This window comes from Burkholderia sp. Nafp2/4-1b, from assembly GCF_003635165.1.
Lineage (GTDB): Bacteria > Pseudomonadota > Gammaproteobacteria > Burkholderiales > Burkholderiaceae > Burkholderia.
This window is the reverse complement of record NZ_ML058597.1, coordinates 418,402-441,444: the sequence shown is the minus strand read 5'-3', so window position 1 is coordinate 441,444 and position 23,043 is coordinate 418,402. Positions and strand designations below refer to the sequence as shown.

General features: G+C 68.4%; 22 protein-coding genes. 5 read left to right on the top strand and 17 right to left on the bottom strand.

The window, feature by feature from the left end; genetic code table 11:
- Positions 1–16: 16 nt before the first annotated feature.
- The 13 genes from C7H84_RS02105 to C7H84_RS02045 all read right to left on the bottom strand — a co-directional run bounded on the left by C7H84_RS02105 (position 17) and on the right by C7H84_RS02045 (position 11,968).
- Positions 17–1,261, bottom strand: a complete 1,245-nt coding sequence (locus C7H84_RS02105) for an FAD-dependent oxidoreductase (protein WP_121857184.1) — start codon at positions 1,259–1,261, stop codon at positions 17–19.
- Entirely contained in the window at positions 1,258–2,220 is a 963-nt protein-coding gene (locus tag C7H84_RS02100) for a VOC family protein (RefSeq protein ID WP_121857183.1), read from the bottom strand. Before C7H84_RS02100 ends, C7H84_RS02105 begins: the two co-directional genes overlap by 4 nt.
- A gap of 18 nt (positions 2,221–2,238) precedes the next feature.
- The gene (locus C7H84_RS02095; RefSeq protein WP_121857182.1) at positions 2,239–3,729 is read right to left on the bottom strand and encodes an aldehyde dehydrogenase; all 1,491 of its coding nucleotides are present in this window, start codon (positions 3,727–3,729) and stop codon (positions 2,239–2,241) included.
- A gap of 91 nt (positions 3,730–3,820) precedes the next feature.
- A complete protein-coding gene (locus C7H84_RS02090; protein ID WP_121857181.1) occupies positions 3,821–4,660 on the bottom strand; it encodes an aspartate dehydrogenase in 840 nt (279 codons plus the stop codon).
- Positions 4,653–6,323, bottom strand: a complete 1,671-nt coding sequence (locus tag C7H84_RS02085; protein WP_121857180.1) for a thiamine pyrophosphate-binding protein — start codon at positions 6,321–6,323, stop codon at positions 4,653–4,655. The genes C7H84_RS02090 and C7H84_RS02085 overlap by 8 nt, the downstream gene beginning before the upstream one ends.
- Positions 6,316–7,113, bottom strand: a complete 798-nt coding sequence (locus tag C7H84_RS02080) for an SDR family oxidoreductase (protein ID WP_121857179.1) — start codon at positions 7,111–7,113, stop codon at positions 6,316–6,318. The genes C7H84_RS02085 and C7H84_RS02080 overlap by 8 nt, the downstream gene beginning before the upstream one ends.
- On the bottom strand, positions 7,110–7,967 hold the full coding sequence (locus C7H84_RS02075) for an IclR family transcriptional regulator (RefSeq protein ID WP_121857178.1): 858 nt from the start codon (positions 7,965–7,967) through the stop codon (positions 7,110–7,112). Before C7H84_RS02075 ends, C7H84_RS02080 begins: the two co-directional genes overlap by 4 nt.
- Positions 7,964–8,860 (bottom strand): alpha/beta fold hydrolase, encoded by an 897-nt coding sequence (locus tag C7H84_RS02070; protein ID WP_121857177.1) that lies wholly within the window; start codon positions 8,858–8,860, stop codon positions 7,964–7,966. The genes C7H84_RS02075 and C7H84_RS02070 overlap by 4 nt, the downstream gene beginning before the upstream one ends.
- An 18-nt stretch (positions 8,861–8,878) precedes the next feature.
- A complete protein-coding gene (locus C7H84_RS02065; protein WP_121857176.1) occupies positions 8,879–9,406 on the bottom strand; it encodes a cupin domain-containing protein in 528 nt (175 codons plus the stop codon).
- Positions 9,407–9,440: 34 nt separating this feature from the next.
- Positions 9,441–10,211 carry an SDR family oxidoreductase gene (locus C7H84_RS02060; RefSeq protein ID WP_121857883.1) on the bottom strand — a complete coding sequence of 257 codons (771 nt, stop codon included), beginning with the start codon at positions 10,209–10,211 and terminating at the stop codon, positions 9,441–9,443.
- The gene (locus C7H84_RS02055) at positions 10,204–11,274 is read right to left on the bottom strand and encodes an aromatic ring-hydroxylating dioxygenase subunit alpha (RefSeq protein ID WP_121857175.1); all 1,071 of its coding nucleotides are present in this window, start codon (positions 11,272–11,274) and stop codon (positions 10,204–10,206) included. Before C7H84_RS02055 ends, C7H84_RS02060 begins: the two co-directional genes overlap by 8 nt.
- 63 nt (positions 11,275–11,337) lie before the next feature.
- Entirely contained in the window at positions 11,338–11,649 is a 312-nt protein-coding gene (locus C7H84_RS02050) for a recombinase-like helix-turn-helix domain-containing protein (protein WP_121857174.1), read from the bottom strand.
- Between the two features lies 1 nt (position 11,650).
- A complete protein-coding gene (locus tag C7H84_RS02045) occupies positions 11,651–11,968 on the bottom strand; it encodes a non-heme iron oxygenase ferredoxin subunit (protein ID WP_121857173.1) in 318 nt (105 codons plus the stop codon).
- Positions 11,969–12,419: 451 nt separating this feature from the next.
- Between C7H84_RS02045 and C7H84_RS02040 the strand changes: the two genes are divergently transcribed.
- Positions 12,420–13,505, top strand: a complete 1,086-nt coding sequence (locus C7H84_RS02040; RefSeq protein WP_121857172.1) for a porin — start codon at positions 12,420–12,422, stop codon at positions 13,503–13,505.
- 130 nt (positions 13,506–13,635) lie between these two features.
- On the opposite strand, the gene C7H84_RS02035 is transcribed toward C7H84_RS02040, so the two are convergent.
- The 4 genes from C7H84_RS02035 to C7H84_RS02020 all read right to left on the bottom strand — a co-directional run bounded on the left by C7H84_RS02035 (position 13,636) and on the right by C7H84_RS02020 (position 17,396).
- The gene (locus C7H84_RS02035) at positions 13,636–14,583 is read right to left on the bottom strand and encodes an IclR family transcriptional regulator (protein ID WP_121857171.1); all 948 of its coding nucleotides are present in this window, start codon (positions 14,581–14,583) and stop codon (positions 13,636–13,638) included.
- Between the two features lie 408 nt (positions 14,584–14,991).
- Positions 14,992–15,198 carry a hypothetical protein gene (locus C7H84_RS02030; protein WP_121857170.1) on the bottom strand — a complete coding sequence of 69 codons (207 nt, stop codon included), beginning with the start codon at positions 15,196–15,198 and terminating at the stop codon, positions 14,992–14,994.
- 333 nt (positions 15,199–15,531) lie between these two features.
- The gene (locus tag C7H84_RS02025; protein ID WP_121857169.1) at positions 15,532–16,137 is read right to left on the bottom strand and encodes an alpha-ketoglutarate-dependent dioxygenase AlkB; all 606 of its coding nucleotides are present in this window, start codon (positions 16,135–16,137) and stop codon (positions 15,532–15,534) included.
- Between the two features lie 110 nt (positions 16,138–16,247).
- On the bottom strand, positions 16,248–17,396 hold the full coding sequence (locus C7H84_RS02020; RefSeq protein WP_121857168.1) for a metallophosphoesterase: 1,149 nt from the start codon (positions 17,394–17,396) through the stop codon (positions 16,248–16,250).
- 691 nt (positions 17,397–18,087) lie between these two features.
- On the opposite strand from C7H84_RS02020, the gene C7H84_RS02015 reads away from it, so the two are divergent.
- The 4 genes from C7H84_RS02015 to C7H84_RS02000 are packed head-to-tail and all read left to right on the top strand — an operon-like array spanning position 18,088 to position 22,969.
- A complete protein-coding gene (locus C7H84_RS02015; RefSeq protein WP_121857167.1) occupies positions 18,088–18,381 on the top strand; it encodes a hypothetical protein in 294 nt (97 codons plus the stop codon).
- Entirely contained in the window at positions 18,378–19,427 is a 1,050-nt protein-coding gene (gene mdtN / locus C7H84_RS02010) for a multidrug transporter subunit MdtN (protein ID WP_121857166.1), read from the top strand. Before C7H84_RS02015 ends, mdtN begins: the two co-directional genes overlap by 4 nt.
- Positions 19,408–21,435: an FUSC family protein gene (locus C7H84_RS02005; protein WP_121857165.1), complete on the top strand. Its 2,028-nt coding sequence runs from the start codon at positions 19,408–19,410 to the stop codon at positions 21,433–21,435. The genes mdtN and C7H84_RS02005 overlap by 20 nt, the downstream gene beginning before the upstream one ends.
- Entirely contained in the window at positions 21,422–22,969 is a 1,548-nt protein-coding gene (locus C7H84_RS02000; RefSeq protein ID WP_121857164.1) for a TolC family protein, read from the top strand. Before C7H84_RS02005 ends, C7H84_RS02000 begins: the two co-directional genes overlap by 14 nt.
- Positions 22,970–23,043: the final 74 nt, after the last annotated feature.

Here is a 23,043-nt window from a genome sequence, read left to right as displayed (position 1 = left end):
GTGCCGGTTCGTCCGGTCAGGCAAGCGCTTTGGTCGTGTCCGCCAGGGCTTCCGTATCGACTGCCCGGCCCTGGTTCATCCACTTGCGCGCGAGCTTCAGCTCGCGTGCGTTGTTGATGGCGATGACACCTCTCACATGCCCATCGCCCAAGAAAAACAGCGTCGCACGGCGCGCGGCGAGATCGCCGCGCACGACGACCTGTGCATCGGCCGGCAGATCGCCGAGGATCTGCAGGTTCACGTCGTACTGATCGGACCAGAACCACGGAATCTCCGCGTACGGCGCACGCACGCCAAGCACCGCCTTCGCGGCCGCGATCGCCTGGTTCTGCGCGTTCGCCCACGATTCGAGCCGCACGCGCCGCTTCAGCCAGCCGTTGTGATGGTTCGCGACGTCGCCGCACGCAAAGATCGCGGGGTCGCTGGTCGCGCCGAATTCGTCGACGACGATGCCGTCGTCGATCGCCAGGCCTGCGTCGGTCGCGAGCGTCGCGTTCAGCGCGAGGCCGATGCCGGCCACCGCGAAATCGGCGTCGATCGTCGTGCCGTCGGCGAGCGTCGCACGCACCTTCGATGTGTTGTCCGGCTGTGCATCGAGCGACGCGAGCGCCGCGCCGAGCCGCACGTCGACACCGTTCGCGCGATGCAGGTAGAGCAGGAAGTCCGACACGATCTGCGGCACCGAACGGCCGCACAGCCGCGGCGCGCCTTCGACGACGACCGCTTCGACGCCGAGCTTGCGCGCGGTCGCCGCGACTTCGAGGCCGATCCAGCCGCCGCCGATCACCAGCACACGTTGGCTCGCACGCAGCTTCTCGCCGAGCGCCGCCGCTTCGTCGAGCGTGCGCAAGTAATTCAAGTTAGGGGTCTTGACGATTGCATCCGGCAAGCGGCGTGACGTGCCGCCGGTCGCGATCACGAGGCGGTCGTACTCGACTTCGCGGCCGCTTTCGGTCGTCACCACACGGCGCGCGCGGTCGATCGATGCCGCGCGTTCCGGCTGCCACGCGTCGATGTTCAGCGCGTCGAATTCGTCCGGGCGCACGACGCGCACGGTTTCGATGTCCGCGTCGCCGGCCAGCACGGCCTTCGACAGCGGCGGACGCTCGTACGGCAGGTGCGGCTCGTCGGCGATCATCACGAGCCGGCCCGCGAAGCCTTCCGCGCGCAGCGTCTTCAGCACCCAGCCGGCGGCCTGGCCGCCGCCGATCACGACGACCGTGCGAGGCGCGGCCGATTCCTGCGTGTTTGCTTCGCTCACGATTTGCGCTCCGTCATGAACTTGCCTTCCGGCGCCTTCGCGTTCTTCTGCCGGCGCGTGTTGCCGTCGAGGCCGCCATCGACGGCCCATTCGGCGAACACGGACGGGCCCGGTTCGAATTCGCGCGGCTGCCATTCGGGCGTCAGCACGTCTTCATCCGCGTAGTACTCGATCAGCGCGCCGGCCGGATTCTGGAAGTACCAGAAGTATGCGGACGACACCGGATGACGACCCGGACCGAGTTGCGTTTCCCAGCCGCAGCGGTCGATATGCATGCCACCGCCGAACACTTCGTGGATGTCGCGCACGGTGAAGGCGACGTGATTCAGGCCGCGCTTGCCATTCGGCAGCGCGAGCAGGAACAGGTCGTGGTGTCCGCCGTGCGGCGCGCAGCGCATGAACGCGCCGCGGCCCGGGTAGCGGTCCGACGTCTCGAAGCCGAGCAGCTCGTGATAGAACTTCTCCTGCGCGTCGAGGCAGTTCGTGAAGAACACCACGTGCCCGACCTCGACCGGCTCCGCGCGCGCATAGATCGGGCTCGGCTGGTCGACCCGCACCGTGTGGCCCCACACGTTCGACGGCGAACCGGTGATGTCGAGTGCGCGCTTGCGCGTGACTTCGATCCGGATCGCCATCCCGTTCGGATCGATGCAGCCGACCGCATCGTCCTGCGCGTAATAGCCGGGCTGGCCGGCCAGCTTCGTGCGCAGCGCGTCGACTTCCTGCCGCGTCGCGACGCCCCACGTGACTTCACGCAGCGTCGGGCCCGCTTCGAACGCGGGCGGCAGCGACGGATCGTCGGCCTTGACGACCATCACCGTGCAGCCGTTCAGCGTTTCGAAACGGGCGCGCGTGTCGTCGTGCGCGACTTCCTTCAGGCCCCAGTCGGCGAAAAAGCGCCGGCACGTCGCGAGGTCGTCGACACCGTACGTGATCTGCTCGATACCCAAGATGCTCATTGCGTCATTCCCCTTCGCTCAGTTCGCCCACGGCAGCGGCGCGTCGTTCAAGCCCCAGTAGAGGCTCTTCTGCTGCATGTACTCGCGGATGCCGAGACGCCCTTTCTCGCGGCCCATCCCGCTCTCCTTCCAGCCCGAGAACGGCGTGGAGATCGAGAACAGCTTGTACGTGTTGATCCAGACGGTGCCCGCCTCGAGTGCGCGCGCGGTGCGCCATGCGCGCTTGTAGTCGCGCGTCCAGATGCCGGCGGCAAGACCGAACACGCTGTCGTTCGCCTGCGCGAGCAGCGATGCTTCGTCGTCGAACGGCATCGCGACGAGCACCGGCCCGAAGATTTCTTCCTGGCAGATGCGTGCGCTGTTCGGCAAGCCTTCGAGAATCGTCGGCTGATAGAAGAAGCCGTCCTCGCGCCCGTCGCCCGACGGCCGCTCGCCGCCGCACAGCAGGCGGCCGCCTTCTTCCAGCCCGAGCGCGACGTAGCGCTCCACCGACTCGCGATGCTTCGCGGTGATCAGCGGGCCCATCTGCGTGTCCGGACGCGTCGGGTCGCCCACGCGCAGCTTGCGCGCGCCGGCCACCAGCCGCTGCATGAACGCGTCGTACACCGTGCGCTGCACGAACAGGCGCGAGCCCGCGATGCATGCCTCGCCCGACGAGCTGAAGATCCCGTACAGCACGCCGTTCACCGCGTGATCGAGGTCGGCGTCGTCGAACACGATCGTCGGCGACTTGCCGCCGAGTTCGAGCGACACCGGCATCAGCTTCTCCGCCGCGATGCGCGCGATGCCGCGGCCCACTTCGGTGCCGCCGGTAAACGACACCTTCTTCACGAGCGGATGACGCACCAGCACGTCGCCGATCACCGAGCCCTTGCCCGGCAGCACGCTGAGCACGCCCTTCGGCACGCCGGCTTCCTCGCAGATCCGGGCCAGCGCGAGCGACACGAGCGGCGTGACTTCGGCCGGCTTGAGCACCACCGCGTTGCCACCGGCCAGCGCCGGCGCCAGCTTCTGCGCGTCGGATGCGATCGGCGAGTTCCACGGCGTGATCGCCGCGATCACACCGATCGGCTCGTGCACGCTCATCGTCAGGTAGTCGCCGCGCGACGGCGTCAGCTCTTCGTCGAGCGTCTCGAGGCATGCCGCGAAATAGCGGAACGTGTTGGCCGCGCTCGCGACCAGCACGCGCGTCTCGCCGATCGGCTTGCCGTTGTCGCGGCGCTGCAGGTTCGCGAGCGCTTCGTGACGCTGCATGATCAGGTCGGCGATCCGGTACAGCACCAGCGCGCGCTGGTGCGGCTTGAGCCCGGCCCAGTCGGCGCGACGCCACGCGGCGTCGGCGGCCACGACGGCGTCGGCCGCATCTTCCGCATTCGCCGTCGAGACTTCCATGTTCAGCGACTGGTCGGCCGGATAGATGCTCGCAAAGGGCGCGCCGCGGCCGCGCCGCCACTCGCCGCCGATCAGGATGTCGCCGTTGGGTACCAGGCTCGTATCGAATGGAGTCATGTCACAAGTCCCACAAATCTGTCTTCAGCGCAGCCGCCACGCGCGTTAGCGCAGGCGGCCGCTCAATGGCCCGAAGGTCCGGCTCGCTCGCTCAGATCACGCAGCGGGCCGCGCGATTGCGCAGCGCGCGGATCGCGCTGTACGCGGTCAACGCGGACGTCTTCGGGTTGTCGGGCAACGGCTTGCCGCTCATTTCGAGCGACATCTCGCCGAATGCGCCACGTGCGGTGATGCGGTGGACGTTGCGCGCGACGGCCGGATCGGCGATCAGGCGCACGCGCGTCGCGTCGAGGCCGAGGCCCGCGAGCGCAACCGTCGCCGCGACGTTCGCGTTCTTCGGGTACAGCCGTGCGGCGTCGCGTGCGGTGCCTTCGAAGATCACCTTCTCCTCGGTCATCGCGTGCAGGTCGCACAGTGCCTCGGCGGGCGTGCCGAGCCAGCCGAGCGGCGGCTTGCGGCCGACGTACAGCACCTCGTCGAGGCCGCCCTGCTTGGCCGACGCCAGCGCGTCGATCCCGCCGATCGCGCCGGACAGCAGCGTAAGCGTCGCGTCGCCTTCGTCGGCGGCCCGCGACAGCACGTCCAGCAGCGCGAGATCGGACAGCGCGCCGATCGATGCGACCGCGCAATCGGTGCCGGCCTTCAGCAGCGGCACGACGTGATCGACGAGCGCGCTGTGGCCCGCGCATTCGAGCGCGAACTCGGGACGGCGGGCCAGTGCGTCGACCGACGACACGACCTCCACCGCACCGCCAAGCTCGCGCTGCACCGCGTCGCGCTGGTGCTCGGGCACGATCACGTGCGCGACGCGCAACGATGCATCGTGCTCGACAGCGTGATACACCGCGGCGCCGATCGCGCCGAAACCGATCATCACGACGTCGACGGGCGCATGCCCGTGTCCGCGGCCCGGGTGGTGTCCATTAAGCATATTGGCGCTCCGCCGGCGTTTCCTCCTTCTTCACCGGCGGGCCCGCGAATGCCGATGCGAACGAGCCGACCGACAGCATGTCGACTTCGACCATCACCGGCCCTTCCTTCGCGATGCCTTCGCGCACGATCGCTTCCGCCTGGTCGAGCGACGTGATCCGGTAGTGCGTGAGACCGAAGCTCGCGCAGAACTGCGCGAAATCCGGTTGATGCAGTTGCACGAAGCAGCGGCGGCCGCCGTAGTGCGCGTCCTGGATGTTGCGGATCACGCCGTAGCACTGGTCGTTCATCAGCACGATCATCACGTTCGCGTTTTCCTGCACGGCCGTCACCAGCTCGCCGACGTTGACCATCAGGCCGCCGTCGCCGACCAGGCAGACCGTCTTCGCCGCCGCGCCCGCGAGCGCCGCACCGATGCCCATCTGGATGCCCTGGCCGATGCCGCCGCCGAGCGCATGCACGCCCGCGCGCGGTTCGAAGATCTTCAGCAGGCGGTTGCCCCACGTGCTGTTCGAGATCGTCACGTCGCGCACCCAGTTGTAGTCGCGGCCCACCGCGCCCTGCAGCGTGTCCACCAGCTTCTTGTACGGCCCCAGGCCTTCCGCCACGTTGGCGACCGCCTCTTCACGCGCCGCCGCGAGGTCGATCGCGAACTGCGGATCGACCGACAGCCGGCCTTCGAGGCGATCGGCCAGCTCGGCCAGCACGCGCTTCGAATCGCCATGCACGAACAGCTCGTTGCGGTAGCCGCGGTTGTCGGCGAGCGCATCGGCGTCGACGCGGAACAGCGGCTGCGGCAGTGCCAGCTTGTACTTCAGCGTCTCGTTGCCGCGCAGACGCGAGCCGACCACGACGAGCGCGTCGCAAGTCTTGTAGAACGCCTCGACGGCCGAATGCACGTTGAATGCGCCGAGCGTCGCCGGATGATCTTCGGGCAGCACGCCGCGGCCCTGCACGCTCGTCACGACGCCGAAGCCCAGCTTCACCAGGCGTTCGACTTCCGCACGCGCATGGCGCGCACCGCCGCCCAGCCACAGCAGCGGACGGCGCTTGGCCGCCAGCGCATCGGCGAGCTTCGCGACGCGTGCGTCGTCGTGCTCGCGCACCGCGACGTGCGCCGGTGCGAGGTCTTCCGGCCATTCGATTTCGGCGGCCTGGATATCGATCGGAATCTCGACCGACACGGGGCCCGTCGGCGCGGTCTGCGCGATGCGCACCGCTTCGCGGATCGTCGGCAGCACGGTTTCGACCGTGCGCACGCGGAACGCGGCCTTCGAGATCGCGTCGAGCATCGTCAGCTGATCCGGCGCTTCGTGGATGTAGGCGAGATCCTGGTCGAGGTACGGCGTCTCGATCTGCCCGGTGATGTGCAGCAGCGCGGTGCCTGCCGTCAGCGCTTCGACCATCGCGCCGGCCGCGTTGCCCGCCGCCGTGCCGGTGCTGGTGAACGCGACGCCGAGGCCGCCCGACACGCGGGCCAGGCCGTCGGCCATGTTCACCGCGCCCGCTTCACCGCGCGCGCCGACGTACCGGATGTTGCCGCGCGAGTTGATCGCGTCGAGGATCGGCATGTTGTGGATCGAGATGACACCGAATGCGGTCTTGACGTCGCACTGCTCGAGAAAGGCGGCAATCAGCTCGCCAACCGTGGTTTTTTTAGACATGGCGTGCAAAACCTCCAGAAACGTCGATATGGCTGCCCGTCGTATAGGACGACAGATGCGTTGCGAGATAAAAAAGTGCCCAGGCTGCCTCGTCGGGCGTGCCGAAGCGGTTCAGCGGAATGTTCTTCTTGCGGGCGAGCGCGCCCGTCCAGTCCTCCCAGCTTTCGCCGGCCTGCGCCTGCGCTTCGTAGCGGCGGCGCCACTGACCCGACTCCACGATGCCGATCAGGATCGAGTTCACGCGGATGCGCTGCGGCGCCAGTTCGGTCGCGAGCGACTTCACGAGGCTCAGCACGCCCGCACGCGCGGACGACGTCGCGACCATGTGCGGCTCCGGCTGCAGCGCGAGCAGCGAGTTCACGCAGGTGATCGTCGGCGCGGCCGCGTCGCGCAGCAGCGGCAGGAATGCGCGCGTCGGGCGGATGATGCTGAAGTACTTCAGTTCGAGCTCTTCGCGCCATGCGTCGTCGGTCGTGTCGGCGAAGGTCGACACGCGGCCCTGGCCCGCGTTGTTGACGAGCATGTCGGCACGGCCGAAGCGGTCGGACACCGCTTGCGCGAACGCGGTCACGTCGGCTTCGTCGAGCACGTTGCAGCGCACGGCGAGCAGCTGGGCACCCGGATATTTGTCGCCGAGCAGCGCTTCGGCACGTGCGAGGCGCTCGCCGTCGCGGCCGCAAATCGCGACCGACGCGCCGGCCTGCAGGAACCGTTCGGCAGTCGCGAGGCCGATGCCGGACGAACCGCCCGTCACCACCGCCACCTGCCCGGTCAAGTCGATCTGGATCATCGGAGTCCTAAAGCCTTCAGAAACGTATGCTCGTCATCCGAGCGGTAATTGAGCCGCCGCGACAGTTCCGCCGCCGCGCGCTGCACCTTGTCGAACAAGCCGTCGGCGATCAGCGCCGCGTCGATCTCCGGCCGCGGCACCGTCACCGTGATGCACGCGACGATCCGCTGCGTGTCGTTGCGCACCGGCGCCGTGACCACCGAAATCCCGCGCTCGAACGACGAATTGCTGACACCGTAGCCGCGCAGCGCATCCTCGCGGATCACTTCGTACAGCGCGTCGACCGTTTCCGGCGTCGCGCTCGTCATCCGGTTCAACGTGTTCTCCGGATACAGCGCGCGCAGCTCCTTCAGCGACAGGTCGCCCATCAGCACGTGGCCGTGCGTCGTCGCATGCGCGGGCAGCCGCGTGCCGACGTTCACACGAATCGAGCTGAACACCGGCGACTGGCTCTGCGCCTTCGCGACGAACACCACGTCGCGGCCGTCGCGGATCACGATGTGCGTCGTGAAGCCGGTCGCGTCGCGCAGGCTCTCGATCACCGGCAGGCCGAGATCGGTCAGCTCCAGCGAGCTCAGGTACTCGAAGCCGAGCCGCAGCACGGCGATGCCGAGCTTGTAGTTGCGATCCTTGTCCGCGCGCTCGAGGAAGCCGAGGGATTCGAGCGTCTGCAGCAGACGGAACACCGTCGTGCGCGGAATGCCCAGGCGCTTCGACAACTCCGGCGCGCCGAGCACCGGCTCGCGCGGCGAGAATTCGGCGAGGATCCGCAGACCGCGCTCGAGGCCCGGCACCACGTAGCCGGCGTCGGACTTCGCGTTGTCCGCATCCTGTTGTTGCAACGGTTCGCTCATTCCAGCCCCCGTTGACGATCGCATTGACGGCAGAAGCCGTCGATCAGCGACGAATAAACCGCCGGCTGCTCCACGTAACCCGCATGACCGGCCTGCGGAATCACCTGCAGCTCCACGTGCGCGGCCGCGGCGATGCGCTCGCATGCAGCCGGCGGCGTGATCGCGTCGTTCGCGCCGACCGCCACCGCCGTGCGGCCACGGAAACCGGCGAGATCGGATGCGAGATCGGCGTTCGCGAGCAGATGGGTAGCCTGCGCATAGCCGGCCGGCACGATGCGCGCCATGTTCCAGCGCACCCAGGCACGTGCATCCTCGCTGGCGAAACCCGACAGCATGTTGTCGCTGCGCTGCTCGGCGAGCCCGGCCGGGCCGAGTTCCTCGAGCATCGCGAGGCGCGCATCGCGACGCGCATCGCGCGTTTCGGCGGGCGCGCTGCCGTAGCCGCCCGCGGGCGAAATCAGCAGCAGGCCGGCGATTCGCGCGGGCATCATGCGGGCCAACCCGCCCGCGATGATCGCGCCGAGCGAATGCCCGACCAGCACGCAGCGTTCGATGCCGAGTGCCTCGAGCCACGCGTTCAGCGACGCCGCGTAATCGGCGGCCGTCGGCGACGCGCCATGCACGGGCGTCGACACGCCGTAACCGGGCGCGTCCCACGCGAGCACGCGTCGCGACGCGCCGAGCGCGTCGAGCTGGCGCACCCACGATGCGGCGCCCGAGCCGATCCCGTGCAGCAGCACGACGGGCAGCGCGCGGCCCGCATGCTGCGCGCCGGCCTCGCGATAGCCGATCGTGCCCGCCGCGCCGGCCGCGCAGCGCTGTTCGGGGAACTGCCCGAGCAGCGAGGCGAACGCCGCGGTGAGGTCGCGTTCACGTTTGTCGATGACACTCATTGCTTGCTCCGCCCCGTCTCAGCGCTTGATCTTCGCGAGCGGCGAATCCGGCGGATACGTCGGCGTGATCGGCTTCGGCGAACCGAGCATCACGCACATCAGCGCGTCTTCCTCGCCGATGTTGATTTCCGTGCGATACACGCCCGGCGGCACCGAGATCAGATCGCGCTCGCCGAGGACCGCTTCCCAGGTCTCGCCGTCGCGCTCGCAGATCACCTTCATCTTGCCGCGCAGCACGAAGAAGATTTCCTCGACGTCGGTGTGGATGTGGCTCGGGCCGATGTTGCCGGCGGGGATCACCATCGTCGAGAACGTGAAGTTGCCGGCCGGCACCGTGTTGACGTCCTTCGCGACGCCCGTGCCGCCCGTGCCGACGTAGCGCATCTGCGCACGGCGGTACTTCGGGTCGTAGTCGGCCTGGAACTTCAGCGCGTCCCAGTCGTAGCGCCGCGTTTCATAGCGCGCGACACGCCCTTCCATCCAGTCGCCGAAGCTTGCGTCTTCCGGCTGGTCCCACGACTTGCGTTCGAGATCTGCGTCCGCCATCGTCCTCTCCTTCATTCCGAGTGAAAACTTCAATTCAATTCATTACGAAGCCGCCGTTCACCGGCAGCAGTTGACCCGTCACGAAGCGCGCGCCGTCCGACAGCAGGAACAGCACCGGGCCCGTCACGTCCTCGGGCACCTGCGCACGCGCGAGCGCGCGGCCCTGCATGTAGAACGCGTGGCGTTCCGCCGGCACGTAGGCCGTCGCCTCGACTTCGGTGAGCCCCGGCGCGATCGCGTTGACCGTCACGCCGCGCGCGCCGAACTCGCGCGCCTGCGCATGCGTCATCGCGATCACGGCGCCCTTGCTCGCGACGTACGCGAGCAGCTTCGGCGCGCCCCACAACGCGGTGTCCGACGCGAGGTTCACGATCGCGCCGCGCCCCGACTGCGCGAGGTGCGGCAGCGCCGCATTGCTGACGAGCCACACGCCGCGCACGTTCACGTTCATCACGGCATCCCAGGTCGACACGTCGAGTTCCGTCGACAGCTTGCCGCCCGAGTTCGTGATCGCCGCGTTGTTGATCAGCGCATCGAGGCCGCCGAGCGCCGCCGCACTCTGCGCGACGAACGCGTCGACGCTCGCCGGATCAGTCAGGTCGAGCGCGAAGAAATGCGCGGTGTGGCCGGCTTGCGTGAGCTGCGCGGCCAGCGCGCGGCCCTCCTCCACCAGCACGTCGCCGAACGCGACCTGCGCGCCCGCTGCGACCAGCGCCTTCACGAATGCGGCGCCGAGACCGCGAGCGCCGCCCGTGACGAGCACGCGGCGACCCGGCAGCGCCACCACCGGTGCGAATTCAGCCATTCGCGGGCTCCGAAGCGGCATGCGCCGCGCGATGCGCATCAAGCGTCGACAGGTGTTCCTGCGCGCGCTGGCGCAGCATCCGGCGCACGCGCGTGATACCGACGTCGTGCTGGTACAGGTATTCGTGATCGCGCGCATGCGGCGCGAGGCTTTCGAGGACGTAGCGGTCCTGCTCGAGCACGTCCCAGTGCAGGCCCTCGAGGCGGTTGCGGTACATGAAGCGCCACACGTCGCGCTGCCAGCCGCTGACCTTGCGGGTGCGCCAGAAGTAAACCTGGCAGTTGTCGCCGTCGACCGGCGTCGCGAAGCCGATGATCCCGAAGTTGCCGCCCGGGCCGAACTTCTGCTTGTACGGAATGGCGAGGCGCATCCACAGGCAGCCCGTTTCGCCGAGTTCGACCCAGTCGAAGTTCACGTCGCGCTGGCCGATCTTCTCGAACATCAGGCCCGTTTCCGTCTTGCGCACGCGCATCTCGGCCTGCTTGTCGCCTTCGGCCATCGAGTGCGACGTCGCATGCAGATACGCGCCGTGCATCGGGTCCATCACGTTGTCGATCGCGTACTGGTAATTGCACTTCCAGTTCGACACGCACAGGAAGTGTGCGTATTCGTCGGCGACCAGTTCTTCCGGCAGAATCAGCGGCGCCGGCTCGCCGTGCGCTTCGTCGCCGAACCACAGGAAGATCGCGCCGGCCTTCTCCTCGACCGGATACGACTTCACGCACTTCGTGCCCTCGAGCGGACAGTTCGACACGGCCGGCACACGATTGACCGTGCCGCCGCCGTCGATTTCGACGCCGTGATACCAGCAGGCGATGTTGCCGCCGAGGTTCCAGCCGAGCGACAGGCGCGCGCCGCGGTGCGGGCAGCGATCTTCCAGCGCGTGGACTTTGCCCTCGTGATCGCGCCACAGCACGATCTGCTCGGACAGGCGCGTGAGGCCGACGGGCGCGTTCGACACCTGCCAGCTCGGCGCGACGGGATACCAGTAGTTCTTGATGCCGCGGTCGAGGTAGTCGCGGACCGGGTCGTGTTGGGTTTCGTGTTGTGCGGGGGACGTCATCAGTGTGCTCCGGATGCGGTTGTCGTCGGGTCGGCGCTCAGGCGCGCGGCGCGGTCGGTGCGTTCATTCCGCCAGCGAGGCCATTTCGGCGCGGAAACGCTCGGCGGTCCACGCGGTGCCGTCCGGCGCACGGAAGCCGATGCGGTTCAGCCCCGCGACGACATCGTCCAGCTCGGTCGCGCCGCTCTCGAACACGCGTTCGAGCGCATCGCCGAGGTCGTTCTCGTACTGGGTCGGCGCGGCCTTGCGGTTCTGCCACACCTGGTTCTCGACCTGCCCCGGGATCTCGATCTGCCCCTTCCCGGCGACGTTGTTCGGCTGCGGAGCCACCCACGGCTTGAGGAAGGGATTGAAGTTGACGGTCGCTTCTTTCATGTCATTCCACCTTGACTTGGATTTCTTCGCCGGCCAGCCGCACCGCGTACTGCTTCAGCGCGCGCCCGCCCGGGCCCTTCAGGCATTCGCCCGTCTTGATGTCGAACACGGCTTCGTGCAGCGGGCATTCGACCGTGCCTTCGTCGACGAAGCCCTGCGTCAGCAGCGCGTATGCATGCGGGCACACGTTTTCGAGCGCATACACCTCGTCGCCGACGCGATAGATCCCGATTTCCACGCCGTCGGTCCGCTTGAACTCGATCGGCGTGTCTTCCGACAGCGCGCCGGCGTGACCGGCACAAATCCATTGTTCAGACATCTCACACCCTTCCTTCTGATCGACTCTGGGTTCGCTCCGGATTTGTTCCATACCCGGAACAGCAGTTTATGGATGGTGATTATAGGAGCGACCTTCCACGAGTAAAACAAAAAGCTGCATGTCCTAGGGAAAACACCGACCGTGGGGTCGGCCGTCTTCCGCGCCGCCCTTGTCCGATATGATTTTTTGTTTCGCTACGGGGATTTACGCGGTTTTTTCGGGACGAACGATGTGCTGTTGCGGATTACCCGTAGCGCCATCCGGCCCGATAAATTTATTTTTGATCGCGTGCCCAAGACCTCTATACTTCATTCCACCAGAGGCACGATGTTCCTTATGTGGAACACAAAGAATGCCCACCGGGTGGTGAAGCACGCGCGACGGCTGGCCGTCTTCCGCGCCGCCCCACCACGGCACGTTTCTCATCAGGTTTGGAGAGTCAGGAGATCAAATGGTCAAGCACGCGGTAGCAGCAGCAATCATCGGAATGGGCGCGGTATCGGTATCGGGCGCATGGGCCCAGAGCAGCGTGGTGCTGTACGGCAGCCTGGATGCGGGCGTCGCCTACGTGAACAACGTCGGCGGCCATGCGAAGTGGGCGATGATCCAGGGCAACACGCAGCCCGATCGGTGGGGCCTGAAAGGCAAGGAAGACCTCGGCGGCGGCCTGTCGGCGATCTTCCAGCTCGAAAACGGCTTCTATACGAACAACGGCCAGCTCGCGACCGCGAACACGCTGTGGAACCGGGCGGCCTACGTCGGCCTCGGCTCGGATCGCTACGGCACGCTGACGCTCGGCCGCCAGACGCCGCTGACGTTCGACTATCTCGATCCGCTCAGCACCGCATATCTGGCGTTGAGCTGGTATGCATTCCACCCGGGCAACATCGACGGGCTCGCCGCCACCGGCAACGTGCCGTACAACAATTCGGTCAAGTACCGTTCGCCGAGCTTCGCCGGCTTCTCGGCCGCGGCGACGATGGCGCTCGGCAACACGACGAACTTCTCGACCGGCAAGTCGGTCGGCGTGGCGCTGAACTATGCGAACGGGCCGTTCAAGGCATCGGCCGTCTACTCGAACGAGCACGACCGCTCGATCCTGATCAGCCAGACGGGCATCACGTCGTTCCAGGGGCAGAACACCGCGGCGGGCTATCTCGCGAACAAGGTCGAGAACATCGGCGCGGGCGCGTCGTACCAGATCGGCGACTTCCTCGTGCACGGGCTCTACACGCGCGTGAAGATGCAGTCGAACGGGTTTTCCGACACGTTCCAGAGCTACGACGCGGGCGTGAACTACCGCAGCAGCGCGTTCAACACGATCGCGGGCGGCGCGGCGACGACCACACTCGCCGGCCGCCGCTGGACGCAGGTCGAGCTCGGCGACATCTACGCGTTGTCGAAGCGCACGCAGCTGTATGCGAACGTGCTGTATGAGCATGGTTCGGGTGGCGCGAAGGCCGCGTTCTTCACGGCCGGCACGTCGAGCACCGCGAACCAGGTGATCGTGCTGACCGGCATCCACCACTCGTTCTGAGCGGCGACGGGCGCGCATGCCCGGTGCGTGAAACGAAAAGAGCAGCCCGCGGGCTGCTCTTTTTGTGTGGCGACTCGGTCATTGGCGACCGGCTACCGGTCAAGCCGCGGCACGCGGCTCGCTCGACGGATCAGAACATCGCGACACGGTGACGTGCGTGGGCGAACGTCGGGTCGCTTTCGAGCGGCCGGTAATTCAGCCGCTGCGACAGGTCGACCGCCGCGCCGCACACCGCTTCGACGAGCCGCTCCTTCTCGCCCGCCTCGCCGATCTCCGAGCGCGGCACCGTCGCGGTGATCGCCGCGACGATCGCGCCCGAATGGTCGCGCACCGGCGCCGTCACGGCCGAAATGCCGCTCTCGAACGCAGCCTCGCTGACCGCATAGCCGAGCCGCGCGTAATGGCGCACGCGCTCGTACAACTCGTCGACGGTGCCCGGCGTGCGCTCGGTAAATTGTTCGAGCCGCTTCTCCGGATACAGCTGGCGCAGCGCGTCGCGCGTGAGATCGCCCATCAGCACATGGCCGTGCACGGTCGCGTGCGCGGGCAGCCGCGTGCCGACGTGCACTTTCACCGAACCGAACATCGACGTGTTGCTCTGTGCCTTCGCGACGAACACCACATCGCGCTGGTCGCGGATCAGCAGGTGCGTCGACAGGCCCGACGCGTCGCGCAGCCGTTCGAGCACGGGCGTGCCGAGGTCGGTCAGTTCCAGCGAGTTCAGGTATTCGAAGCCGAGCCGCAGCACGCCGACGCCTAGGCGGAAATAGCGGTCGCCGTTCACACGCTCGAGAAAGCCGAGCGCTTCGAGCGTCTGCAGCAGGCGGAAGGTGGTCGTGCGCGGGATGCCGATGCGCTTCGACAGTTCGGGCGCGCCCAGCACCGGCTCGCGCGCGGAGAATTCGGCGAGGATCCGCAGCCCGCGTTCGAGGCCCGGCACCAGATACGACGACGCGCCGCCGGACGATTCGTCATCGCCCGCGCCGGCCTTCGATGCGTCGAGGTCGACGACGTCGTCGGCGGCTGTCGCGCGCGGCGCGCTGGCCGGCTTCGCCGGCGATTTCGATGCGCCGCTCATCGTTGGATTGATCCTGTGCTCATGGACGGAATGGAAGCGCTCCCGAATGACCCGCAATGCTTGATTATGGATTTTCGGCCGGACCGGATCAACACGATCCGGCGCGATCCGGCACGATCCGGCGCAATTTGCCGGCGGCCCGCTGCGCCCGGCCGGCTAGCCGGACCGGTGCATAGCCTGATGCGGTCGAGAGGATAACAGCGATAGACAGGACTGCCCATCGGAACGTCGCGGCCGGCGAAGCGGCGCGTTGGTCACGGTCGCCGTGCGCATCAAATGCAAGACAGCCGACATCCGGCGGCACAATCGCGGCCGCTACAGGGCAAGGAAAACGGATGGGGAAACGGATCGGAAAACGAGGGCAACAAACGGCCGCCGATCCACCAACAGGATCGGGGCAACGGGACGTCAGGCGGTCACGGCGTCGTCAAATTCGGCACGGGCGAGCTGGCCGGCAGCGTACGCGTCCGCTTCGCCGCGAAAGCCATCCGTGCTGAACGCGACGACTTTCACACCAACGCCGGACGCCCGCTTCACCGTCAGCGCCCATTGCCATCCGCCGTCTTGTTCGAAGACGTGCAGCGAGGGTTCGAGGGATGAGTCCAGTAACGTCACGAGTTATGCTCCAGCACTGCACGTCGCAGCGGCGACGCGGCAGGCATGTCGAAAAGATGCGCCGGCTTCCGGCGCGTTTCAGCCATTCGACAGTCTAGTCAAGGAATGTTGCGTCGCACCATCAGGGCTTACACCTGCCTATCGGTACCCGTCGGTCGATGAAATCAAACTGAAACCTATATGGGACGGGCCTCGAAGGCGTATTGGGGCAGCATGACCCACGGTATGTGCGGCAACGTGCCACATGGACGGCGGTTTTCCGATCGCATGGGAAACGGGGCGCGATCCCGGCGAGCGGCCGGCCCTCCACCCGCCGCTCGGCATAGCCGGCCGCTACCGGCCCGTCGCCGCCGACACCACGCGCCGGAACGTCAGATTGACGCGCTCGCCCTGCACGGCCGGCGCCTTCGGCACACGATGCTGCCACTCGGCCTGTGTGCGGCCGCGCATCACCAGCAGGCTGCCGTGCGTCAGCCGGTACGTATGCACGGCGCCGGTCGCCCGATGACGCAGGTCGAACACGCGCATCGCACCGAGGCTCACCGACGCGATCACCGGCGCGTCGCCGAGCTCCGGTTCGTTGTCCGCATGCCAGCCGAGGCTGTCCTGCCCGTTGCGGTAACGATTGAGCAGCACGCTGTTGAAACGCGCGCCGCAGGTCGCCTCGACCGCGCGCTTCAGGTCGAGCACCGCCGGCGTCCACGGCGCCGGCACGTTGCGGATCCCCGAATACACGTAGACGGCGTCGGGCTCGCCCTGCCACGCGGTGAGCCGCGGCAGCGGAATGCGGCCGCGCGGCGTGCGGATCGTGTCCTGCCGCCACGCGACCTCGTCGATCAACGCGGCCAGCACGCGATCGGCGTCGGCCGGCGCGAGCCAGTCCGGGCACCAGTCCACGTCGGGCGCAGGCGCATCGGCGAAAAGATCGGGCGTCGACATGGCGGGATCACGCAGGGAATGAACGATGCAGGCGAATCATGCCTGCATGGTAGCCAACGGCAACGCGCGCCGCCATGCGCTGTCATTCCGGCGCGCGACATGCCGATGGGCTAGCGGCCGCGCGTCAAGCGGAGCAGCGTGATCTCGGACGGCACGCCGAAGCGGTTCGGCGGCCCCCAGTAGCCGGTGCCGCGGCTGGTATAGAGCCACATCGCGCCGAACCGGTCCAGCCCGCCGATCACCGGCTGCTGCAGTCGCACGAACGGCGGCCACGGCAGAAACTGGCCGCCGTGCGTGTGGCCGGACAACTGCACCGTAAAGCCGGCGCGGTTCGCCGCTTCCGCGCTGCGTGGCTGGTGTGCGAGCAAGATCTTCGTCGCGACGTCGCGCGGCGCGCCCGCCAGCGCCCGCTCGGGGTCGCTGCGATGCGCGGGATCGAACCCGCCCGCCGTGAAATCGGTGACGCCCGCGAGCACCGCGCGCGCGCCGTCGTGCTCGATCACCACGTGCTCGTTGAGCAGCACCGTCAACCCGATGCGCCGGAATTCGTCGATCCATTCGTACGCGCCGGCGTAGTACTCGTGGTTGCCCGTCACGAGGAAGCTGCCGTGCCGCGACTGCATCTGGCCGAGCGGCGCCGTGTGTTCGCGCAGCCGCTTTACCGAGCCGTCGACCACGTCGCCCGTCACGACGACGAGATCCGCGCCGAGCGCGTTGACCGCCCGCACGATCCGCTCGATATACGGGCGCTTGATCGTCGGCCCGACATGAATGTCCGACAGTTGCACGATCGTCAGCCCGTCGAGCGCGGCCGGCAGCCCGTCGACCGGAATCGACACGCGCTTGACCGCCGCCGTACGGCGCGCGCCGACGAAGCCGATCGCGCTGACCAGCACCGCGGCCGCGAGCACGGCGAGCGCCGTGTCGGATGCCGCGCCGCTCCACGCGCCGTCGTGCCCCAGATGCCGCCACGCGACGACGCCGAGCAGCACCAGCTCGCGCAGAAACGTCAGCACCAGCAGCGACGAGAAGAAGCCCATCACGAGCGGGCCGACCCAGCCGAGCAGCGTCGCGGCCCAGCCTTCGTCGAAGCGGCGCGAGAACATGCCGAGCGGGATCAGCACGACGAAGCTCGCCAGCACGAGTGCCGCGATCGTGCGCGCGAGCGGCGACGCGAACGCGTCGGGAATGATCCGCAGCCCGACATACAGATGGAACAGCACGCCGATTGCAATGAACCGGACAAAGAAACTTCGCATGGAATAGTCGTCCTCGTTGCGATATCGCTTGTGCGCCGCGTCGCGAACGGAACCGTGACGTCAGGTCTCGCCGCGTCACGCGCCGCGTGTCGCGCCATACTCACGATGGTACACAGATACCGGCCGGCACGATGGGCCGCGCCGCGCCGCCGGGGGCGCACCGTGCGGCCAGCGTCAAGACCGGGTACCGGCATGCCGGTCGATCGCATCGCCCGAGGTGACGTGATGTGAGGTGACACGACGTGTCGCATCGTTTCGCCACGGCGACGCAACGCCGAACGTCGCTCGCCAGCCCGCATCCCGAACGCCTCCCGAACGCATTCGGACCAATGCGCTCGACGCAGCATGCCGCTGACATGCCCGAATGCGGATTCACTCGAATTCATGCGGCAATCGGGTGTTCGCGCATCGATTTCCGCGCATCGACGAACCAACGTCGCACCGCCGGTTTCTCGTCTGACGATGCTTTACAGTCCGTTCGCAACCCTATGCGAGCCAGCGCTGGCAGAATCGCGCACCGGCCGCGACCGTACCCGGCCGCCAGCAGGCGGCACGCCGCACGGCTGGCGGTCTGACTGGCGGTCGATATCGCGCTGATTTATTATCGGCTCCGTATCGCGGAATCGTCGTCGCTGCGACGCCCGTGTCGGCCGCGCCCGGCATCCACCTCCAACGTCGAGCTCGTCACACCATGAGAAAAACAATGCCGCGCGTGCCCCTGCGCGTCGCCGCCGTCCTGGTGCCCGCGCTGCCGCTCGCCGGCTGCACGTCGCGCGGCGCACCGTCGTACGTGCTGTTCGGCGCGTATTTCCCGCTCTGGCTCGTCAGTGCGATCGTCGGCATCGTCGGCGCGATCGTCGCGCACCGCGTGTTCGTCGCGACCGGCTGGGCCGCAACCGTGCCCTACCAGCTTGCCGTCTGTACCGCGATCGGGCTCGTCGTCGCCGTGATCGTATGGCTCACCGGCACGGGGCCGTTCGCATGAAGGCCGCCGGAACCGCCCGCCCCTCCACGAAAGGCCGCGTGATCGCGCTCGCGATCGTCGCGCTCGGCATTGCCGCGCTCGCGTACGCGTACCACCGCACGACGGCCTACCCGTCCACCGACGACGCATCGATCGACGCCGACGTCGTGCACGTCGCGTCGCCCGTCGGCGGACGCATCGTGCAGCTTGCCGTGCACGAGAACCAGCGCGTTGCGAAAGGCGACCTGCTGTATCAGATCGATCCGGTGCCGTACCGGCTGACCGTCGCGCAGGCGCAGGCCGATCTCGAACTGGCGCGCGCGTCGCTCGACACGCGCCGGCGGTCGCTGATCGGCGAGCGCTCGAACGCGGCGGTCGCCAGCGAGCAGGTGAAGCGCGCGACGCAGAATCACGATCTCGCGACGCGCGACGTGAACCGGCTCGCGCCGCTCGCCGCGCAAGGCTACGTCAGCGCGCAGCAGTTCGACCAGGCGAAGGTCCGGCAGCGCGACGCGGCCGTGTCGCTCGCGCAGGCGCAGGAACAGCAGCGCGCGTCCGCGCAGACGATCGGCGACGACGCCGACGCGATCGCGACGCTCCACGCACGCGAAGCCGCACTCGCCCGCGCGCAGCACGCACTCGACGACACCGTCGTGCGTGCACCGCACGACGGGATGGTGACCGGCCTGACCGTGCTCGCCGGTGAAACCCTCGCGCCGAACCAGTCGATCTTCACGCTGATCGATGCGAGCGAATGGTTCGCGGTCGGCAACTTCCGCGAAACGTCGTTGAACCGCATCGCGGTCGGCGATTGCGCGACCGTTTATTCGATGATCGACCGCAGCCGCCCGTTGCCGGGCAAGGTCGTCGGCATCGGCGCGGGCATCGCGGACAGCGATCGCATCAACCTGCCGCGCGCGCTGCCGATCGTGCAGCGCTCGGTGAACTGGGTGCACGTCGCGCAGCGCTTTCCCGTGCGCGTGAAGCTCGACAAACCCGACGGCAAGCTCGTGCGGGTCGGCGCGAGCGCGATCGTCGAGATCCGGCATGGCTCAGCCTGCCGCTGAAGTCCGCTCGCCCGGCCCGCGCGAAGTCCTGCGACTGCTCGCGCCGTTTCCCGGGCGCGCGGCGATGGCCGTGCGGGTCGCGCTGATCTGCGCGCTCGTCGTGCTCGTGACGAGCGGCTATGGCACGCCGGAGGCCGCGATCTCCGCGTACGTCGTGTTCTTCCTGAACCGCGCCGATCGCGTGACGAGCGTCGTGCTCGCGGTCGCGATGCTGCTGCTCATCACGCTCGTGATCGCGCTCGTGGTCGGCGTCGCGATCTTCAGCATCGAGTATTCGGTGCTGCGCGTCGCGTGCATGGCCGTGCTGTCGGTCGGGCTGCTGTACCTCACGTCGGCGAGCAAGCTGCGGCCGGTCGGCGCGATCCTCGCGATGATCGTCGGCTTCGGGCTCGACCAGCTCGGGCTCGCGCCGATCGGCGAAGCCGCGACGCGCGCGCTGCTCTATTCGTGGCTGATGGTCGCGATTCCGGTCGGCGTCGCGATCGTCGTCAACCTGCTGATCGCGCCGTCCCCGCGCAAGCTTGCGCTCATCCAGCTCGCGAAGCGGCTGCGGCTCGCCGCGCGGCGGCTGCGTGGCGACGACGATGCAAGCGCGGCCTTCGACGCGAGCCTGCGCGAAGGCGACAAGCAGTTGCTCACGTGGCTCAAGCTGTCGACGCTCGAAGGGTCGACGTCGGCCGCCGATGCGCCCGCGCTGAAGCAGGCCATCGCGTCGAGCACCGCGCTGCTCGTCGCGGTCGCGCTGGCCGACCGCGAGGCGGAAGCACGGCTGCCCGCCGCGTTCGCGGAACCGGCCGCGGCCACGCTCGACGAGATGGCCGGCATCCTCGAACGAGGCGGTTACCCGGTCGACGTGACGCTTGCGCTGCCGCCGGCCGAGACGTTGCCGCCGCTTGCGCGCGTCGTTGCAGCCGACCTGCATACCGCGATCACGCGATTCGCGGAGCCGGCGGCGCCTGGCGTGCCCGCCGCCCCACCCGCGCCGCGCGGCGGCTTCTTCCTGCCGGACGCCCGCACCAACCCCGACCACATCCGCTACGCGCTGAAGACGACCGTCGCGGCGATGTTCTGCTACCTGCTGTACTCGCAGCTCGACTGGTCAGGCATCCACACCTGCTTCATCACCTGCTACATGGTGTCGCTCGGCTCGACCGCCGAAACGGTCGAGAAGCTCACGCTGCGGATCGCCGGCTGCATCGCCGGCGCGCTGATCGGGACCGCGGCACTCGTGTTCGTCGTGCCGGCGCTGTCGTCGATCGGCGAGCTGATGGCGCTCGTGTTCGTCGGCGCGTGGTTGTCCGCGTGGGTCGCATTCGGTTCGCCGCGCATCGCGTACGCGGGCTTCCAGGTCGCGTTCGCGTTCTTCCTGTGCACGATCCAGGGCGCGGGCCCCGGCTTCGACCTGACGCTCGCGCGCGATCGCACGATCGGCATCCTGCTCGGCAACATCGTCGTTTATCTGGTGTTCACGCGCATCTGGCCCGTCAGCATCGGCAAGCAGATCGACGTCGCGCTCGCCGCGCTGCTCGACCAGTGGCGCCGCATCGCGCAGATCTTGCAGCCGGCCGAACGCCGCACGCTCGCCGCGGAAGCCTTCGCGCGCCACGGCGCGATCGCGCAGGAACTCGGCCTGATCCACTACGAACCGTCGTGGGTACGGCCGGCCCCCACGTGGCTCGCCACCCGGCGACGCGCGCTCGCTGAACTCGGCGCACTCGAAGGCCCGCTGTTCCTGCTCGCCGAGCGCACGCCGGGCGACGCGGCGATCGACGCGCGGCTCGCCCGCGTGGTCGAATTGCGCGACGACGACCCAGCTGCCGACGCCGCTCCGTCGGCGCAGGCCTCGACCGCCGGCGCGGCAGCCATGCCGCCCTCGTCGCCGGCCACCACCGCGACCGATCCTGCACGCGACGCGCTGCTGAACCTGATCGACAAGCGGCTCGCGCACATCGCCGACGCCGCACGTCAAGCCACCTCCAAGGAGCCTGCCCCTCATGCGCGTCCCTGAACCGCCGGCCGCGTCGATCGCCGCCGCCGCGCTCGCGACCGCCCTCGCGCTGACCGGTTGCGCCACGTCGTCGATCGACCTGGCGCCGGAGGCCCCCGATCGCCCATGGCAGCCGCAAACGTCGGCCGCGGGCGACCTCGTGCCGGGCGCGCCGCCGGCATCCGCGCAACGCGCGCCGCACGACTACACGCTGCCGGCCTCGCCCGCGCTCGCCTCGGTATCGCCCCCGGCGGCGCTCGATGCCGCCCATCCATACACGCTGCCCGAGCTGATCGACCTCGCCGAATCGACCAACCCGCTGACCCGCATCGCGTGGAACGACGCGCGCAACGCGGCGCTCGCGGTCGGCATCGCGAAGGCCGCGTACCTGCCAAACCTGTCCGCCACCGCGATGGGCGCGTACCAGACGAGCCACGGCTCGACGTCGACGATCCTCGGCGACGCATCGAGCAACACGACCGTGCACGGCACGATCTCGGCGCTGTCGCTGCAATGGCTGCTGTTCGATTTCGGCGGCCGCGCGGCGCGCGTCGAGGCGGCCGAGCAGGCATCGGTCGCTTCGAACGTCGCGTTCACGGCCGTGCACCAGCAGGTGATTCACGACGTGACCGTCGCGTACTACCGCTACGAAGCCGCCCGTTCGCGCGCGGCCAGCGCGCGGCAGGGCCTGGCGAACGCCGATGCGATCCTCGCGGCGTCGCGCGCGCGGCTCAAGCACGGCCTCGGCACCGTCGTCGAACTTGCGCAGGCGACGCAGAACCGCGCGCAGGCCAATCTCGCGCTCGTGCAGGCGAACGGCGCGGAAAGCGACAGCTATCTCGCGCTCGTTTCCGCGCTCGGTATCTCGCCGCTGTCGAAGCCGTCGATCGCCACGCTGCCGCAACGCCCGCTGCCGCCCGCGCTTGCGTCGTCGGTCGACGCGATCGTGGCGGACGCGATCGCGCGCCGCCCCGACCTGCAGGGCGCGTATGCGCTCGAACAGGCCAACCGCGCGAAGATCAGGGCTGCGGAAGCTGCGTTCATGCCGAAGGTCTTCCTGTCCGCATCGACGTCGTATGCGAGCGGCGGCACCGCGATTACCGCGCTGCCCGGCATCGGCGACCAGGCGCCTACCGTGAACCTGAACGGCAGCCGCTACGGCGGCGGCGTGTTTCTCGGCGTGACAATCCCGCTGTACGACGGCGGCCTGCGCTCGGCGGTGCTGATGCAGGCGCGCAACGATGCGCAAAGCGCGTCGGCGCGGCTCACACGGACCAAGGAGGAAGCCGTTCGCCAGGTGGTCGCCGCGCAGAACGCGGTGCAGACGAGCCTCGCGTCGCACGATGCGGCCAAGGCGCTCGTCGATGCCGCGCAGACGAGCTACGACGCGGCGCTGACCGCGTACCGCAACGGCGTCGGCTCGGTCACCGATGCGACGATCGCGCAAAGCCAGCTGCTCGCTGCCCGCAACGCGGAAGTCGACAGCTATGCCGGCGCGCTGTCGGCCGCCGCCGCGCTCGCGCTCGCGACGGGGACGATCGGCGCCGCGCAGTGATCGTCACAACGATCGTCGCGGCGACGCGCCGGCTGTTCGCGGCCGGCCGCCGAAGCGGTTGACGCGTGCGCGGG

Excerpts from the sequence above, each read along its gene's own strand:
- C7H84_RS02065 (WP_121857176.1), bottom strand. The coding sequence starts at position 9,406 with ATGGCGGACGCAGATCTCGAACGCAAGTCGTGGGACCAGCCGGAAGAC.
- C7H84_RS02045 (WP_121857173.1), bottom strand. The coding sequence starts at position 11,968 with ATGTCTGAACAATGGATTTGTGCCGGTCACGCCGGCGCGCTGTCGGAA.
- C7H84_RS02005 (WP_121857165.1), top strand. The coding sequence starts at position 19,408 with ATGGCTCAGCCTGCCGCTGAAGTCCGCTCGCCCGGCCCGCGCGAAGTC.
- C7H84_RS02000 (WP_121857164.1), top strand. The coding sequence starts at position 21,422 with ATGCGCGTCCCTGAACCGCCGGCCGCGTCGATCGCCGCCGCCGCGCTC.
- C7H84_RS02025 (WP_121857169.1), bottom strand. The coding sequence starts at position 16,137 with ATGTCGACGCCCGATCTTTTCGCCGATGCGCCTGCGCCCGACGTGGAC.
- C7H84_RS02070 (WP_121857177.1), bottom strand. The coding sequence starts at position 8,860 with ATGAGTGTCATCGACAAACGTGAACGCGACCTCACCGCGGCGTTCGCC.
- C7H84_RS02020 (WP_121857168.1), bottom strand. The coding sequence starts at position 17,396 with ATGCGAAGTTTCTTTGTCCGGTTCATTGCAATCGGCGTGCTGTTCCAT.
- C7H84_RS02090 (WP_121857181.1), bottom strand. The coding sequence starts at position 4,660 with ATGCTTAATGGACACCACCCGGGCCGCGGACACGGGCATGCGCCCGTC.
- C7H84_RS02060 (WP_121857883.1), bottom strand. The coding sequence starts at position 10,211 with ATGGCTGAATTCGCACCGGTGGTGGCGCTGCCGGGTCGCCGCGTGCTC.
- C7H84_RS02080 (WP_121857179.1), bottom strand. The coding sequence starts at position 7,113 with ATGATCCAGATCGACTTGACCGGGCAGGTGGCGGTGGTGACGGGCGGT.
- mdtN (WP_121857166.1), top strand. The coding sequence starts at position 18,378 with ATGAAGGCCGCCGGAACCGCCCGCCCCTCCACGAAAGGCCGCGTGATC.
- C7H84_RS02095 (WP_121857182.1), bottom strand. The coding sequence starts at position 3,729 with ATGACTCCATTCGATACGAGCCTGGTACCCAACGGCGACATCCTGATC.
- C7H84_RS02050 (WP_121857174.1), bottom strand. The coding sequence starts at position 11,649 with ATGAAAGAAGCGACCGTCAACTTCAATCCCTTCCTCAAGCCGTGGGTG.
- C7H84_RS02085 (WP_121857180.1), bottom strand. The coding sequence starts at position 6,323 with ATGTCTAAAAAAACCACGGTTGGCGAGCTGATTGCCGCCTTTCTCGAG.
- C7H84_RS02075 (WP_121857178.1), bottom strand. The coding sequence starts at position 7,967 with ATGAGCGAACCGTTGCAACAACAGGATGCGGACAACGCGAAGTCCGAC.
- C7H84_RS02035 (WP_121857171.1), bottom strand. The coding sequence starts at position 14,583 with ATGAGCGGCGCATCGAAATCGCCGGCGAAGCCGGCCAGCGCGCCGCGC.
- C7H84_RS02040 (WP_121857172.1), top strand. The coding sequence starts at position 12,420 with ATGGTCAAGCACGCGGTAGCAGCAGCAATCATCGGAATGGGCGCGGTA.
- C7H84_RS02015 (WP_121857167.1), top strand. The coding sequence starts at position 18,088 with ATGAGAAAAACAATGCCGCGCGTGCCCCTGCGCGTCGCCGCCGTCCTG.
- C7H84_RS02100 (WP_121857183.1), bottom strand. The coding sequence starts at position 2,220 with ATGAGCATCTTGGGTATCGAGCAGATCACGTACGGTGTCGACGACCTC.
- C7H84_RS02055 (WP_121857175.1), bottom strand. The coding sequence starts at position 11,274 with ATGACGTCCCCCGCACAACACGAAACCCAACACGACCCGGTCCGCGAC.